Annotated in this window: 14 protein-coding genes; all 14 read left to right on the plus strand. The window is 42.2% G+C overall.

The features are described 5' to 3' along the window. The 14 genes from F7Y48_RS08690 to F7Y48_RS08755 all read left to right on the plus strand — a co-directional run bounded on the left by F7Y48_RS08690 (position 1) and on the right by F7Y48_RS08755 (position 15,857). A complete protein-coding gene (locus F7Y48_RS08690) occupies positions 1-795 on the plus strand; it encodes a PP2C family protein-serine/threonine phosphatase (protein WP_258507449.1) in 795 nt (264 codons plus the stop codon). After that, the gene (gene tssA / locus F7Y48_RS08695) at positions 788-1,903 is read left to right on the plus strand and encodes a type VI secretion system protein TssA (protein ID WP_258507451.1); all 1,116 of its coding nucleotides are present in this window, start codon (positions 788-790) and stop codon (positions 1,901-1,903) included. The genes F7Y48_RS08690 and tssA overlap by 8 nt, the downstream gene beginning before the upstream one ends. A gap of 15 nt (positions 1,904-1,918) precedes the next feature. Continuing rightward, positions 1,919-2,449 carry a type VI secretion system contractile sheath small subunit gene (gene tssB / locus F7Y48_RS08700; protein WP_005396385.1) on the plus strand — a complete coding sequence of 177 codons (531 nt, stop codon included), beginning with the start codon at positions 1,919-1,921 and terminating at the stop codon, positions 2,447-2,449. Next, positions 2,449-3,942 carry a type VI secretion system contractile sheath large subunit gene (gene tssC / locus F7Y48_RS08705; RefSeq protein WP_005396386.1) on the plus strand — a complete coding sequence of 498 codons (1,494 nt, stop codon included), beginning with the start codon at positions 2,449-2,451 and terminating at the stop codon, positions 3,940-3,942. The genes tssB and tssC (F7Y48_RS08705) overlap by 1 nt, the downstream gene beginning before the upstream one ends. 52 nt (positions 3,943-3,994) lie before the next feature. Further along, positions 3,995-5,506, plus strand: a complete 1,512-nt coding sequence (gene tssC, locus F7Y48_RS08710) for a type VI secretion system contractile sheath large subunit (protein ID WP_258507453.1) — start codon at positions 3,995-3,997, stop codon at positions 5,504-5,506. A gap of 10 nt (positions 5,507-5,516) precedes the next feature. Continuing rightward, positions 5,517-6,311 carry a type VI secretion system accessory protein TagJ gene (locus F7Y48_RS08715; RefSeq protein ID WP_256894166.1) on the plus strand — a complete coding sequence of 265 codons (795 nt, stop codon included), beginning with the start codon at positions 5,517-5,519 and terminating at the stop codon, positions 6,309-6,311. Between the two features lie 7 nt (positions 6,312-6,318). Next, positions 6,319-6,783: a type VI secretion system baseplate subunit TssE gene (gene tssE, locus F7Y48_RS08720; RefSeq protein WP_012842186.1), complete on the plus strand. Its 465-nt coding sequence runs from the start codon at positions 6,319-6,321 to the stop codon at positions 6,781-6,783. Then, positions 6,780-8,603 (plus strand): type VI secretion system baseplate subunit TssF, encoded by a 1,824-nt coding sequence (gene tssF, locus F7Y48_RS08725; RefSeq protein ID WP_258507456.1) that lies wholly within the window; start codon positions 6,780-6,782, stop codon positions 8,601-8,603. The genes tssE and tssF overlap by 4 nt, the downstream gene beginning before the upstream one ends. Continuing rightward, positions 8,600-9,565 (plus strand): type VI secretion system baseplate subunit TssG, encoded by a 966-nt coding sequence (gene tssG / locus F7Y48_RS08730; RefSeq protein WP_258507458.1) that lies wholly within the window; start codon positions 8,600-8,602, stop codon positions 9,563-9,565. Before tssF ends, tssG begins: the two co-directional genes overlap by 4 nt. A 10-nt stretch (positions 9,566-9,575) precedes the next feature. Further along, positions 9,576-12,143: a type VI secretion system ATPase TssH gene (tssH, locus tag F7Y48_RS08735; RefSeq protein ID WP_258507460.1), complete on the plus strand. Its 2,568-nt coding sequence runs from the start codon at positions 9,576-9,578 to the stop codon at positions 12,141-12,143. A gap of 208 nt (positions 12,144-12,351) precedes the next feature. Next, positions 12,352-12,831 (plus strand): Hcp family type VI secretion system effector, encoded by a 480-nt coding sequence (locus F7Y48_RS08740; RefSeq protein ID WP_005375967.1) that lies wholly within the window; start codon positions 12,352-12,354, stop codon positions 12,829-12,831. A 48-nt stretch (positions 12,832-12,879) separates the two neighbouring features. Beyond that, a complete protein-coding gene (gene tssI / locus F7Y48_RS08745) occupies positions 12,880-14,715 on the plus strand; it encodes a type VI secretion system tip protein TssI/VgrG (RefSeq protein WP_258507462.1) in 1,836 nt (611 codons plus the stop codon). An 11-nt stretch (positions 14,716-14,726) separates the two neighbouring features. Then, positions 14,727-15,017, plus strand: coding sequence for a PAAR domain-containing protein (locus tag F7Y48_RS08750; RefSeq protein WP_005375969.1), 291 nt, complete (start codon positions 14,727-14,729; stop codon positions 15,015-15,017). After that, positions 15,018-15,857, plus strand: coding sequence for an NAD/NADP transhydrogenase subunit beta (locus tag F7Y48_RS08755; RefSeq protein ID WP_167427554.1), 840 nt, complete (start codon positions 15,018-15,020; stop codon positions 15,855-15,857). The last annotated feature ends 105 nt before the right edge of the window (positions 15,858-15,962 follow it).

A 15,962-nucleotide genomic window follows, 5' to 3' on the forward strand; every position in this document is an offset into this window, starting at 1 on the left:
ATGAATTGGAACTATTTTACCTTTGCTAAATCGCACGCAGGAAAAGTACGCCCTTATAACGAGGATGCTCTTTTAGATATGACAGAGCAGCATATTTGGGTTGTAGCCGATGGAATGGGTGGGCATAGTGCTGGCGACATAGCAAGCCAGATGCTAGTGGATAGAATCGCGCGCCATATGCAGGATGTCCCAAATACCAATATCGATGATATCCGGAGTGTGGTTCAAGCCGCGAATTTAGAAATTTATCAATACGCAAAAAATCACTTAGACGGTAAAACGATGGGAACAACTCTCGTTTTGTTGTTTATCCAGGACGGGTATTACCACTGTCTTTGGGTCGGTGATAGCCGAATTTACCAGCTTAGAAATGGTCATTTTTCTCAAAAAACACGCGATCATAGTCAAGTTATGGATTTAGTCGATCAAGGGTTATTGGCATTTGAAGATGCTGAGTCACATCCTCTCGCAAATGTTATTACCAGAGCTGTTGGGGTAGATGAGAGTATCACTATTGATCAAGTTTCGGGGCAGTTGGCTGACGGAGATCAATTTCTTCTGTGTAGTGATGGGCTTTCTAAAGAATTAACGAGTGATGAAATTCACCGGACATTGTATGCGGACTCAGTAAATCAAGCAGGATTAGCGCTCATGCATTCGGCGTTAGTGAGAGGTGCAAGTGATAACGTTACTTGTGCGTTAGTCAAAGTTCGCCAAGCGCAGACAGAATTTGAAGCAGTAACGAGAGAAGACGCGACGATCCCCGTTTTTCTTAGAGGGAGGTCTTATGAATAGTGAGATGTTCGATTGGTATGAACAAGCGTTGGCTCCTATATCTCAAGAGAATCCCACAGGTGTTGATCCTAGAGAAGATGTATCGCCACAGTCCGCTTATTACCGATTAAAAGATCAGCGTATGGCTGCGCGAAATGCAGAGCGTAATGCGCTTATAGAAGAAGAAAGTATTTATACCCACAGTAACTTATGGCGGGTATTTATTGAAGAAGTACCAGAGATACTTACGAATCAATCTAAAGATTTAGAGTTTGTGGCTTGGCTTATAGAGGCTCTAACTCGATTGCATGGTTTTCGTGGTATGGGCGTTGGGTACAAACTCGCAACCGAGTTCATCGAGAAGTTCTGGGATGATCTCTATCCAATGCCTGATGAGGATGGTATTGAAACAAGAATATCGGCGATTACTGGCCTCAATGGTATCGATAGCGAAGGAACACTTATTTTCCCTATTGCTTGTATCCCGCTTACTGACGTAGGCGTTGAGCAAGCGTATGCCTACTGGGAATATCAGCAAGCTATTGAGTTGGAGCGTTTAGATGAAGATAAGCGCCGAAATCGAGTCGATCTTGGCGCTACAGAGCTATCTGATATTACAACTACAGTTAAATCTACCTCTGATGCCTTTTATCGTGAGCTAATCGCTGATCTGGAGTTCGCCACAGAGTCATTTAATGAATTCAGTCAGCGATTAGATGAAGCGGTAGGTGATGTCACTCCTAGCTCTTATATATCAAAAAGGCTTGAATCAATACACTCGGCATTAAAGCATCTCCTTGGAGAGCGTTTTAATCAACCACAAGCTGTGTTTGAAGAACTGGAGGAGGTGGATGAATCTTCTTCGGAACAACAAGTGAGTTCACAAAGTTCTGATGCACTATTAGCGACAAACATGAAATCACGAGAGCAGGCGATTAGACAATTGCAGCAAGTGGCTGATTTCTTCAGAGAGAGTGAGCCTCACTCACCAGTTTCTTACTCCATCGAACAGATCATTCGTTGGTGTGGAATGCCTCTGCCGGAGTTACTGGCGGAACTTATCTCCGACGGAGATGCAAAGAAAAGCTACTTCCGTTTGGTTGGCATAGCAGAACAAAATGAAAATTAATAAAGGGAGAATGGTATGACGAGTATCCACTCGAAACTGTCACGAGTACGGAAGCCTCGTGTCCACATTACCTATGATGTTGAAACTGAAGGTACAACTCTTAAGAAAGAGCTACCTTTTGTTGTAGGTGTAATGGGTGACTTCGCTGGTCAAAACACTGAAGCGTTGAAGCCTTTGAAAGACCGCCGTTTTATTCAGATCGATCGAGACAACTTCGATGATGTGCTCAAAAAGATGAACCCATCGGTTAAGTTCAAAGTTGCGAATAAGCTTGCGAACGACGATTCACAGTTTGAGGTGGATTTGAACTTTAAATCAATGCAAGACTTTGAGCCCGCTGCGATCGTAAATCAAGTTGATCCACTGCGCCAACTGATGGAAACGCGTAATAAACTGCGTGATTTGATGACAAAAGTTGACCGTTCTGAAGAGCTTGAAAACATCTTAGAGGATGTTTTGAACAACACAGACAATCTGGCAAAACTTGCGGGCGAGTTAGATCTTGGCAAGAAAGCGAAGTCAGACAGTACTGAAGGAGCGGAATAATGACGACTGAAGCTGAAAAGCAGTTAGATCCAACTGTTAATGAACAAACAACTTCATTTTTAGATCAAGCTATTGGTGCAACTAAGCAGACAGAAGCCTCTCGTGCTGAAGAGCTAATTAAAACGCTCACTGAAGAAGCGATGAAAGGGACGGTTACTTGGAACAAAAACCTAACGGTAACTTTTCGTGAAGCGATTAATTTACTTGATAAACAGATTTCTGATCAGTTGTCTGAAGTAATGCATCATCCTGAATTACAGAAACTTGAAGGTTCTTGGCGTGGTTTAAATTATCTAGTGATGAACTCAGAGACGAGCTCTACTCTGAAAATTCGCATGATGAGTATGACCAAGAAAGAGTTACATAAAGACTTGAGTAAAGCGGTTGAATTTGACCAAAGCCAGATCTTTAAGAAAGTTTACGAGTCTGAGTTTGGCAGTGCAGGTGGTGAACCTTATGGTGCATTAATTGGTGACTATGAGTTTACCAACCACCCAGAGGATATTGAGTCGCTGCGCCTAATGTCAAATGTAGCCGCTTCAGGCTTCTCCCCATTCTTGTCCGCGGCCTCACCAGCACTATTTGGTTTTGATGAGTGGACTGAACTGTCAAAACCACGCGATCTAGACAAGGTCTTTGAGTCGCTAGAATACGCTCAATGGCGTTCGTTCCGTGAGAGTGCTGATTCACGTTTTGTTAGCCTGACTATGCCGAAAGTTCTGGCTCGTTTGCCATACGGACAAGCCACTGCTCCAGTTGAGGAATTTGGATTTGAAGAGTTCGAAGTAGATCCAGTGTCAGGTATTGCTGTCAATGCTGAGCATAATGACTACTGTTGGATGAACTCTTCGTATGTTCTTGGTGTTAAGTTAACAGACGCCTTCTCAAAATATGGATTCTGTACAGCTATCCGTGGTGCAGAAGGTGGTGGTCGAGTGGATAATTTGCCAACACATTTCTTCATGAGTGATGATGGCGATCCTGATATGAAGTGTCCAACAGAGATTGGTATTACCGACCGGCGTGAGGCAGAGCTGGGTAAACTTGGTTTCTTACCGCTTTGTCACTACAAAAACACCAACTATGCGGTGTTCTTTGGTGCGCAAACCTGTCAAAAACCGGCGAACCACGAATCTCCAGAAGCAACGGCTAATGCGGCGATTTCAGCACGTCTACCTTACATGATGGCGACATCTCGTTTTGCGCATTATTTGAAGGTAATGGCTCGAGATAAAATCGGTAGCTTTATGGAAGCAGAAGACGTTGAGTCTTGGTTGAACCGCTGGATTCTAGGCTATGTAAATGCTTCAGAGGGTGGTGGTCAGGAGATCCGAGCGAAATACCCTCTAGCAGATGCTCGTGTCCAGGTTAAGGAAATCCCAGGCGCACCAGGTTCTTACAATGCTGTAGCATGGCTTAAGCCTTGGCTGCAAATGGAAGAATTGACGACATCTTTGCGACTTGTTGCAAAGATCCCTCAGTCGGGTGGATAAGAAATGAATTGGCTGGTCGTAAGGCCAGCCATACCAAATCGTTATGTTCTAGATGGAAATAGCAGTGTCACTTAACTTTCGCGATCCCAGTAAGCTAAAGCATGAATTCAGCACAGGAGGCTATGCTGAGCTTGATAGCCCGTGGTTGACTCGATTCAATGAATCTTCTGATCTTGTAGAGTCAGCTCGAATTTGGCTAGAAGGTACGCGTTCAAGAGATTTGGACAGTTTTCGTCATAGTGTGATGAACACGATAAACCGAATTGATGAGCTATTAGGATCTCAATTAAACGAAATAATACATCATCCTGAGTTTCAACAACTCGAAAGAGGTTGGATCGGCGTGAGGTATTTATGCGAACAGGTCGACACTCGCTCATCAGACTCCGTCAAAGTCAAGGTGTTGGCGGCAACATGGAATGAAGTCAGTAAAGATGCACTAAAAGCCATCGAGTTTGACCAATCAGCACTATTTAAGCTGCTCTATCAAAATGAATATGGCATGGCCGGGGGAGAACCCTTTGGCGTGGTAGTTGGCGATTATCAACTTCGTTGTGATGCGAGTAAAAATTATTTTGATAGAGATCTGTCTGTGCTCAGCAAGATCTCTCAGTCTGCAGCGGCAGCATTCAGCCCGTTCATTATGTCAGCATCGCCGGAGATGTTTGGTGTTGACAGTTTTTCACAGCTCTCTGCGATAAGAGATATTGCGGCCCAATTTGAACAGGCAGATTACGCAAAATGGCGCAGTTTGAGAGACAACGATGATACCAAATTTATTGGCCTGACTGCGCCGAATGTTTTATTCCGTCAGCCATATAAAAGTGATGGTTCGCGCAACGATCAGTTCGACTTTCAAGAGCATGTTTACGACTCTAATCGCGATTTGCTATGGGGGAGTAGCGCGTATTGTTTTGCGGCCGTATCAATTAGAGCGTTTCAGGAGCATGGGTGGTTTACGCACATGCGAGGCATTAAGCAAGGGGATTATAGTCAGGGTATTATCGTCGCTCCTACTAGGAACAAAATGCGTGTTAATGGCAAGAATGACCGTGAAAGATGTCCTTTAAACTTAAAGATCTCTGAGAGAAAAGAACAAGAGTTGTCTGAATGCGGTTTCATTTCTATTTCTCCTGTACCTGAAACCGATATGGTAGGGATGACCTCGAATGTATCTCTCTACAAGCCTAAGCAATATGCAGAAAAACACATTTCAACGAATGCAAAGCTCACGTCGATGTTGCAGTACACGTTGTGTGTGTCGCGAGTCGCACATTATCTCAAGGTTATGGGGCGTGACAAGATTGGTGGGTATCAAGATGCAGAAAGCTTAGAGCGGGACTTTCAACGATGGTTGCATCAGTACACTACCGCGTCGGATGAAGCATCTGATGAACTTAGGGCGAAGTACCCCTTAAATGAAGCGAAAATTACGGTTCGAGAGAAAAGAGAAACTCCAGGACACTATTACTCTGTCATCCATTTGCGACCGCACTTCCAGCTCGATCAAATGGTATCTAGCATTAAATTAATTACTGAATTATCACCAGAGCACTTGGTGTAAGGAAATAACAATGACCCAATGGAAAAATGCTTTGTCCCAAGGCCAATTGCAACAAGCTCTAGAGCTATTAATTGATGAAATTAAAGCGGCGCCTAAAGATGCAAGCTTGAGAAGCTCGTTCATTGAGCTGCTTTGCATTGATGGAGACTTCGAGCGTGCGGATGAGCAACTTATGCAATCGATCAAATTGTTTCCTGAGTATCTACCTGGTGCAAGTCAGTTGCGACATTTAGTGAAAGCGGCCCAGGCTAGAAAAGATTTTATCGACGGTGCGGCTAGTGCCAAGGTATTAGGTGACGAGGAATTCACTAAAGAGCTTGTTCGCTTTAACCTTGCTCTCGGAAATCAAGACTATGCAGAAGCGTCACACCTAGCGCATAGCATTGAAGAGCAGCGTACTATTAAAGGCTTTAACATAAACGGTACAAACTATGAAGATGCTAGGGATATTGATGATCGTTTAGGTGGTTACATTGAACTGTTTTCCACCGCGGGTAACTATTTTCTTGTTCCAATTTCTAGCATTCAAGCACTAGAAATAAAAGCCCCTACCTCTTTATTAGAAAGTATTTGGCGACCTGTAGAGTTTGATATTGACGGACTTGGCGAAGGAGAAGGCCATATGCCATTGACTTATGTTGACTCAGAAACTGACGCACAAAAGCTAGGTCGAGAAACGGATTGGAAACAGCTTGGTGAGCAAGAATCCTTCGTGGGTTTAGGCCAAAAATGTTGGCTAGTTGGTGATTCAGCCCTCCCAATCTGTGACTTGACTACATTGTTAGAGTCGAAACAAATAGCGTAATAATAACATGTCTTTAACTGTTTCTCTGCTCGACAAATTGATGGATAGTGATCCTTCAACTAGAGATGAAAAAGACTTCCCTACGAGCCAACAACAGATGTTGAACAGCTTGCTTAGAGATCTGGAGTCTATGTTAAATAGTCGTATCGGATGGAAAAACATTCCTGATGACCTTTTAGAGGTTCGCTATTCAATATTGAATTATGGTCTGCCAGATTTTTCCTCGATGCCTTATAGCAGCCAAGAGGGGCAGAATCAGCTTTGTGACATTGTTCATGATGCAATTAAAGAGTTCGAGCCTAGGTTAAGGAATCCTTATGTCCAGATTTCGGACGAGAAAAACGCTATTGATAGGGTGTTGAGGTTACAAATTAGCGCCACTTGCTTAATCGATAACAGCATTCATGAAGTGCGATTCAATTCTGAAGTAGAGCCGGTAAATTTAGGTATGAAACTGAGTAGAGCGAAATGAGTGAAGAGTTTCTCAAATACTATAATCGCGAGTTAGCTTATTTACGTCACAAAGGACAAGAGTTTGGGGAGCAGTATCCTAAGATCGCTGCGAGACTCCGTATCAGTGAGGAGCAGGTTGACGATCCACATGTAGAAAGATTGCTAGAAGGCTGTGCATTTCTAACGGCAAGGATTAGACAAAGTTTAGACAATAGTTATCCTCAGTTCACTGAATCTTTGATGGGGCAGTTATATCCGGATTTTCACGCACCAATTCCATCAATGTCCGTCATTAAGATGAACTGCTCTAGCTCCACTTCCTCTTTTTTTGACGTAGAAGAAGGTGAGCGAGTCGTTATCGGTGCTCCTGGATACCACGAATGCGAGTTTAGAACCTGTTATCCGGTCAGAATGTACCCTGTTGATGTGACCTCTGGCGCTTTCAAAAACGCACCGCTTAAATCGGTGGGCTCCCAATGGGAAAGCCATGCTCATTCAGTTTTGAAAATCCAGCTCACCGCCCAAGATGAAGAGACATCTCTGAGTGACATGGGATTAGAACGGTTGCGCTTTTATTTAAACGGGCAATCTCAGTTGACGTTTAAACTTTACCAAATGCTATTTCAAAATCTAATTGGTTTATCTGTCGTTGCGGGTGGCAAAGAAGTTCGTTCTTTAACGAAAAGGCATCTTATTGAAGTGGGATTTTCAGAAGATGAGAAGGTTGTTCCATACAGTAAGAGAAGCTTTTCGGGAGCAAGATTACTTGTTGAGTATCTGCACTTTCCTGAGAAGTTCATGTTCTTTGATATCACTGAACTCGGATTATCAGAACTAGCTCTTGGAGAGCAAGCTGAACTGTATTTTTACTTTGATACCAATGATGATTGGCTTCCTAAGCAAGTGGATGAAGAGAGCTTGATGGTTGGTTGTGTACCAGTGGTCAACTTATTTAAAAGTGTTATGGAGCCCAAGCGTATTCTACCAACCGAGTACGATTACCACTTATCACCGCAATACCAGGAAGCCGAGAGTAATGAGGTTGTCTCTATTTCTGACGTAACGTTGAGAAACTGGAACAAAACGTATCACAACCTGCCATGTTATCACGCTGGTGAGCACACGCATTATATGAACGCCAGTGAAATTTATTGGTTGATGAGACGTGAGGATAAAAATTGGGCTGGTGGATACGATGAACCGGGTAGGGAAACTTACATTTCTTTTGTTGATAAAAGGCATCAATTGTTCAGTCCGGAGAGCCGAGAAAACTGGTTAATGTACGTTGAAGCTGAGTGCTGCAATCGTAATTTAGCGCAGAAGCTTCCATTTGGAGGTGGTCTTCCAAAAGTCTCTTTGCCGGAAGTAAATGACAACTTCGAGTCAGTTCGTTGTTTAGTTTCTATATCAGAAACCCTCCGGCCAGAAATGGATGAAAGTACACGATGGCAGCTAACTAAGCTTCTAACTTTAAACCACTTTACCGAAGAAGATGGATTAACAACTTTGAAGCAAACCCTGAATCTCTACGCGTTTTCTGGGACCGCAGAAACGAAAGCGGTAATTGATGCTTTAGCGAAGCTAGAGTTCGAGCCGACTACAGGTAGAGTCAGTCAGAAAGGTAAAGTTGGTTTTGCGCACGGTATAAAAATCATTTTGACGGTTTCTGATCAAATTTTACCTAAAGAGCAAATCTTCCTCCTAGGTAGTGTGCTATCCGTTTACTTTGCACAATATGCTGAAATTAACATTTTTACGCAGCTAGAAATAAGACTTAAGTCAACGGGAAAGACCTTCCACTTATGGCCTGCATTAACTGGCGATAAGGTGTTGCTATGATCGCGGAGCAATTTTATCGAGATCTAAAGCAACATCCGTTGTTTGAAGCAATGCACCTTATCGAACACGAGATCTTGCAAGCCGAGGCACAAATAGGGACAGATGCTCTACCGAAGCATGAAAAACTAAACTTAAAGGTCAATCCATCGTTAGGTTTTGAAAATGCGCAGCTTTGCGATCTAAAACATATTGATAGCCACAAGCTAGCACTTGAAACCAATTTAATAGGCCTAACGGGTGAGCAGGGGGTGCTTCCTCAGCACTACAGCGAGTTAGCTTTGCATCGTCAAAAAGAAGGCGATACGGCAATGGTGGACTTCTACGATATTTTTAACCATCGTTTACTGTCTCTTTACTATCGATGCTGGCAACTGAGTCAATTGACCGTTCAGTCTCGTGCTCATGCACAGGGATTACGTTCACCTTTAGAAGATTGTAAGTCGGCATTAACTGGCCAGGGTAGTTCGTTGTCCCTGTATTATGGTGGTGTTTTTGCTTCACCGACGAGAAGCAAAGCTGGACTAAAAAGTGTTCTTGAATGTTTATCTGGATGCCAAGTAAAGATTCATGAGTTTCAAGGGCAGTGGCTACATCTTGCAAAAGAAGAGCAAACACGTCTTTCATCTCGAACTATGCCAGAAGGGCAGTTTGCTCAACTTGGTTCCGGAGCATCCTTAGGCTCGAAAGCTTGGAATATAAACGCAGGAACAACGATCGAGTTTCTGCCAAAGCACAAAGATCTGGTTAGTAAACTACTGCCTAACCATCCAAATGTAGAAATTATTAAACGTGCGGCTTATGAATTTATTGGTAAGCATAAGCAAGTGAAATGGCAGCTCACCACCAAACATAGTTTATTACCTCAAGTTTGTTTATCAAAAAAACATGGTCAGTTAGGTGTTGGTTCTGTACTTAAAAAACATAAACGCACAAAAGATCGAACCATAACAATTACTATTTAAAGGAAACATAATGGCTTCACTCTCACTTCCAGCGTTGGTCGAAAGATTGTCTCCTCAGGCTAAGGAAACACTTGAACAAGCAGCTGCGATGGCAAGCTCTCGAACCCATCACAGTATTGAAATGTCTCACTGGTTAATGACGATTATTCAACATCCTGCCGATATTTATTCAGAAGTTTTCGACGAATTTGATGTCGATAAAATCAAGGTTGAAACTGATCTTCAAAAGACACTTGAAAAATACAAAACGGGATGTCAATCGGTCCCAGGTCTTTCAGCTCACACAGTGACTGTGATGCAAAATGCTTTGCTATCGGCAACGATTGAATTCAATCAGGAGCAGTTGAATTGCATTCATCTTTTATTTGCCTACTTGTCCGATGATACGTTAGTCAACATGGCTGGTTCGATTAGCCCTGAGCTAAACAAGATAGAACCATCTCGGTTATTGAACTTTAAAGAAAGTAATACGCGTCAATCAGGATCGAATGATCTAGGGAAATCAAACGCGAACTCTGCGCTGAATCAATTTACAACAGATCTTACTGAGCAGGCTAGGGAAGGTAAGATAGATCCGGTTATTGGTAGAGACAATGAAATCCGCTTAATGATCGACATCTTATTAAGACGTCGACAAAACAACCCGATTTTAACTGGTGAAGCTGGCGTTGGAAAAACAGCCGTTGTTGAAGGCTTGGCGCAAAAGATTATTGATGGCGATGTACCTCCTGCTCTACAAAATGTAGCGATTAAGTCTTTGGATCTGGCGTTATTGCAAGCTGGTGCTGGCATGAAAGGTGAGTTTGAAAACAGACTTAAAAACCTTGTGAAAGAAGTTAACGACGCACCACAACCCATTATTTTGTTTATCGATGAAGCACATGGTCTGATTGGTGGTGGGGGACAAGCTGGACAAGGTGATGCAGCGAATATTCTAAAGCCAGCGTTAGCGAGAGGTGAACTCAGAACGATCGCAGCAACAACTTGGGCAGAATATAAAAAGTATTTTGAAAAAGACGCGGCTCTTACCAGACGCTTTCAAGTAGTGAAGGTCGACGAGCCAGCGCCGGATCTAGCGATCGAGATGTTACGTGGTTTACTTGACGTAATGGCACAACACCATGACGTCCACATCACTAGCCAGGCCCTCAATGCTGCCGTTCAACTCTCAGCTCGATACATTAATGGCCGACAACTGCCAGATAAGGCTGTGTCTGTTTTAGACACAGCCTGCTCGCGAGTCGCGTTAAGTCAATCGTCTACACCGGGAGGTCTAGATGCGAAAAGGAATAAACTAAAAGCCAAGCAAGCTGAATATGAGCACCTAAGCCAAGAAAGTCAGCTAGGTGCACCTCTTGATATGCAGTTGCAAGATGTCAGAAAAGAGATTGATGTTCTATCTAGTGAAATAGTTGAACTAGAGACGCTGTGGGAGAAAGAAAAAGAGTGGGTAAGTGAAGCTAAGTCACTTAGAGCTCAAATAATCAAGGAGGGTTCTGAGACTGCTAGGGACAAGTTACAGGAGCTCGAAAGTAGCCTCTCCGCTAACTCGCAGCCATTAGTATTTTCGCATGTCAATGAAGCGCTTATTGCAGAAGTAATTTCAGATTGGACCGGGATACCACTGGGCAAACTCCAGGATGATGAAATCCAAGCAGTACTGAGTTTGAAAGAGAGTTTGTGTAAACGAGTTGTCGGACAGGAGCACGCTTTGGAAGTCATGTCTGAAGTGATAAAAACTGCCAGTGCACAGCTCACGGATGAGACACGACCAAATGGTGTATTTCTTCTCACGGGACCAAGTGGAGTGGGTAAAACTGAATCTGCTTTAGCTATTGCAGAGAAAGTGTACGGCAGTGAAGAGAATGTCACAACTATCAATATGTCCGAGTTTAAAGAAGAGCACAAAGTTTCCTTATTATTAGGCTCGCCTCCAGGTTATGTTGGGTATGGCGAAGGTGGTGTACTTACTGAAGCCGTCAGACGCAAACCTTATAGTGTGATTCTCTTGGATGAAATGGAAAAAGCACACCCTGGAGTTCAAGATATTTTTTATCAGGTATTCGATAAAGGCTCAATTAAAGATGGTGAAGGTCGCGATATAGATTTTAAAAACACTATTATTATTATGACCGCGAATACAGGGACCGAAACGACGATGTCGTTGTATTCTGATCCTGATTTATCTCCAGAACCTTCAGCACTAAAAGATGCTTTGCGTGACGATTTGTTGGTTGACTTTAAACCTGCATTTTTAGGACGTGTTAATGTATTACCTTATTTGCCTCTATCAAGAGAAGTATTGATAGAAATAACAAAATTAAAATTAGCCAAAGTTACGAATCGCATTCGTAAAAATTACGGCGCTGACCTATTTTTTGATGAAGAACTAATTAATGATATTGTAGACAATAGTAATGAGTCGGGGAGCGGTGCACGTGTGGTACAGACAACCATAGAAAACACATTACTTCCTAAGATTTCTCATGAAATATTGCATGCAATTCTTAATGATAAGACGTTTGATGAAATTATTGTTAAAGGTACAACTAGTGGACTTGATGTCTCAATAGTTTAACATCCTTTACACTCTCAATAATAATTGGGAGTTGGTTCATATTAACTATTATTTTTTATAAAAAACGCTTAAATTAAGTCTTATTTAAAGATATAACAAGGCGTATTTAAAATGAAGTTTTTGATACATTAATCACTAATTATCATCAAACGTCAGATAATTAAATTACTACGATATATGTCAATTAATAATGCTATAGGAGATTAGCATGCAGTCTAATACGTATCTTAAATACGCAGATATTAAGGGTGAGGCAACTGCCGAGCAATATAAAGATTTGATTACACTACTATCTGTAGATTGGAGTGTAGGTCGTGAGATCTCATCATACACTGGTACAGCGATGGACCGTGAAGCGAGCGCTACTCGTCTATATGATTTGACTATCACTAAACTTCAAGACCGTTCTTCTCCTGACTTATTTAAAGAAGCGACAATTGGTAAAGGTAAACCTGCGGTTTTCCATATTACTAAGCAGGGTGAGAAAGTTGAAGAAATCATGAAGATCGAACTGACTGATGCGATGATTTCTAACTACTCAGTTTCTATCCAGGATGATCGTCCAGTTGAAACCATCACTATTTCTTACACTGAAATGATGATGACGGTGACTCCTACTGACGATAAAAACAACACTTCTGCGCCATTGGTATACGGCTACAGCGGTGTTAAAGGTCAACAAATGTAATTTTTATGCGGGGGAATATTCCCCCGCATTTTTTGAAAGAAGTATTTAATGAAAAGAGCAACTCAAGATAACAATTTCATCCGAATTTCCTCTCCATTCGGAAAAGATGCCATCATACTAAACTCATTTGAGTATAGAGAAGAGATCTCAGAACTTTTTTCATTGCGTGCTAAAGCTTACTTTAATGATCAACGAAGTGAGTTAAACGAAATAATTGGTAAAGAAGTAACAATTACCCTTGAAAATAGTGAGGATGTTTCTTCAAAACCTCGTTATATACATGGTTATGTATCTGCTGCAAGATTAGAAGGGCAACGAGTTTCTAATACTCATAATGGTGAGAATTATAAAAATATAGAGTTATTAATAGAGCCTAAATTACGTTTCGCCGATTACAGAAAAAATTGCAGAATATTTCAGCATAAAGATATAAAAGAAATTATCTCCGAAGTACTCTCGGAGCATAGTGTCGCCTTTAGTTTTGAGTTAACTAAGTCGTACCCTAAATACACATACAAAGTGCAATATGAAGAGTCAGACCTTGAATTTGTCCGACGCTTATTGTCAGAAGAAGGGCTATCGTTCTGTTTCACACACACTAAGTCTGTCCACACGCTTAAGATTTTTGACGACATCAGTTTCTATAAGCCGGGTACAGAGTTTTTAGTCGATTTTGATACAGGTACAGCTAAGTCTAGCCATATCTCTTCTTGGCATGAAACCCAAGTTTTGACGACTAAAGCAAGCCAAAAGTCTGGCTATAACATGCTTAAGCCTTCGTCTAATCCTAAAAATACTGCCAAGGGTGAAAGTGATTTTTTTACCGTGCCTGAAAGCGAGTATTTTGAATACATGGGTGAAACGGAAAGTGATGATCAATACGCACTTAGAAACACGCACGCTATAGAAGCACTACAGCAAAACGCATATCTGTGCCGTGGCGAGACAACGTGTCGAACGTTCAGTGTGGGAAAGTGCTTTAAGTTTAAAAAGCATGAAGATAAGTCTCGAGTCGGCAAAGAATACGTACTGTCCTCCGTTTTTTTATCTGCGGCTGTTTATAATCAGACTGGTCAAGGTGGCACTGCTGCGCAAGGTGTTAAAGTATCATTTAGTTGTGTTGACTCAAAAACAATCCTTCGCCCTTCTGTGAACTATCCGAAACCTCAGATGAAAGGTTTGCAAACCGCAGTGGTAACGGGAAACAAAGATGGCGAAATTTACATAGACAAACACGGTCGTATTAAAGTTCAGTTTCACTGGGATCGTGTTGGCAAATACGATGTAAACAGTTCATGTTGGATTCGTGTTGCGCAAAATATCGCGGGTAACGGATGGGGCTCGGTGTTTCATCCTAGAGTAGGACAAGAGGTCATCGTCGAGTTTGTCAATGGCGATCCTGACCAGCCAATTGTTACGGGGTCACTGTACAATGGTAGTCAACTCCCTCCCTACACGTTACCAGAGCAAAGCTCTCAAAGTGGTTATAAATCGCGTTCTGTACAAAAAGGCACATCTAATTTTAATGAGTTGCGCTTTGATGACAAACCCGGTGAAGAACACATCTATCTTCATGCCGAAAAACTTTTCCAAATGCTAGTTGAGGACTGTGTTGATATTGCCGTTGAAAACAGTAAAACCGAAAAAGTGACGAATGATGTCAATCAAGAGGTTGGCAAGAATGCGACCTTGAAAGTAGGTAAAAACTTTTCTAATGAAACGGGTGAAGTGTTGTCTTTTAATGCAGGAAAGAGTATCGAGATCAAAGTCGGTGGCGCTTCGATTCAGATGTCTAGTTCCGGAGAAATCAACATCAAAGGCAATAAAATATCTATTAACGGCTCTGCTATCGCTCTTAAAGCTGGGCAAATTTCATTGAACTAAGGTGATTTAAAGTGGGTAAACCAGCCGCAATATTGGGCAGCTTTCATCTTTGTCCTAAAAAAACAGGAAAAATTCCTCATGTAGGTGGCCCGGTCGTAGTTGGCTCGCCAAACGTGACAATTGGCGGCATTCCAGCGGCTAGGCAGGGAGATAAGCTTATCTGTATAGGTCCTCCGGATAGCATCTCAGCAGGCTCTTCTAGCGTTACAATCAACGGTAAGCCAGCGGCAAGGGTCGGGGATTCAACGTCTCATGGTGGTAAAATTCTGTCTGGCATGCCTACGGTTTTAATCGGAGGCTAGATGCCACTCGCATTTCAAACTCATCTTCTTGCCATTAATGGCAGGCCATACACTGTTCGTGATATAGCTAACGAATGTTTTAGATTGCCCGCAGAAACACCAAGATCCTATCCTGATCAATCACTGTATGAGCAGATATTAAATCTTGTGCGCTCTAAGCGCGAGATACTGGAGCAAAGTGATATCAAAGGGAATATCTGTGTTCTTTTACCGTCTTCGGTAGATAAAAGCTTGCTTAAGGCATTGATAAACGAGTTTTCTCTTATCCTTGGTAACTCTGCTAATAGAGAAATTTATTTTTATCCTTATGGTCAAGCGGCGTTCTTGATGGCGCTAAATCGGATAAACCGTGAAGTTAACGAAACACAAGCAACTTGGATACTGGCTATAGAAATTGCTCGCGATGCAGAAGAGCATGCCAAATCTCAAAACTCGATCATTTTGACGAAGTGCTTTTTTCAACAGTCCGGCCTTGTTACTGATGATGTTCGAATTGATTTAGATACCAAACAACAAAGCATTGCTGTCGATAAAGTGTTCAAACAACTTGGAGTAGGGTGTGATCACTCACTTAGTGAGTTGCATTTATCCATTGATGGAGATGAGCCGCGATGGTTAAATGCTATGCAACTCTTGTCTCCCTGGGTGACCGATCAAACTCAGTATCAATTTATTGATGTTAAACTAGGAGGGCTGGGCGCATGCGGAGGTGTTTTAAAAGTGTTAATGATTGAGGAGCATCAAAGAAGTAGCCTCAACTCAGACTTCCACGTTTTGCAAGCTGATATCGAGCCAGATGGTTATACGGTGGGAGTTCTATACAATTGGCATAACGAGTAGTTCTGGATCTAGTTTGTCCCTTCTAAACGTTGGCTTTTAATGGTTTAAATGTGACGGTTATGTTTACTCGAGACCATCACTTAATGTTGCTTAAAAGGTGTTTAT

Source organism: Vibrio sp. 2-1-2a (assembly GCF_032648565.1).
In the GTDB taxonomy this organism is placed as follows: Bacteria; Pseudomonadota; Gammaproteobacteria; order Enterobacterales; family Vibrionaceae; genus Vibrio; species Vibrio diabolicus.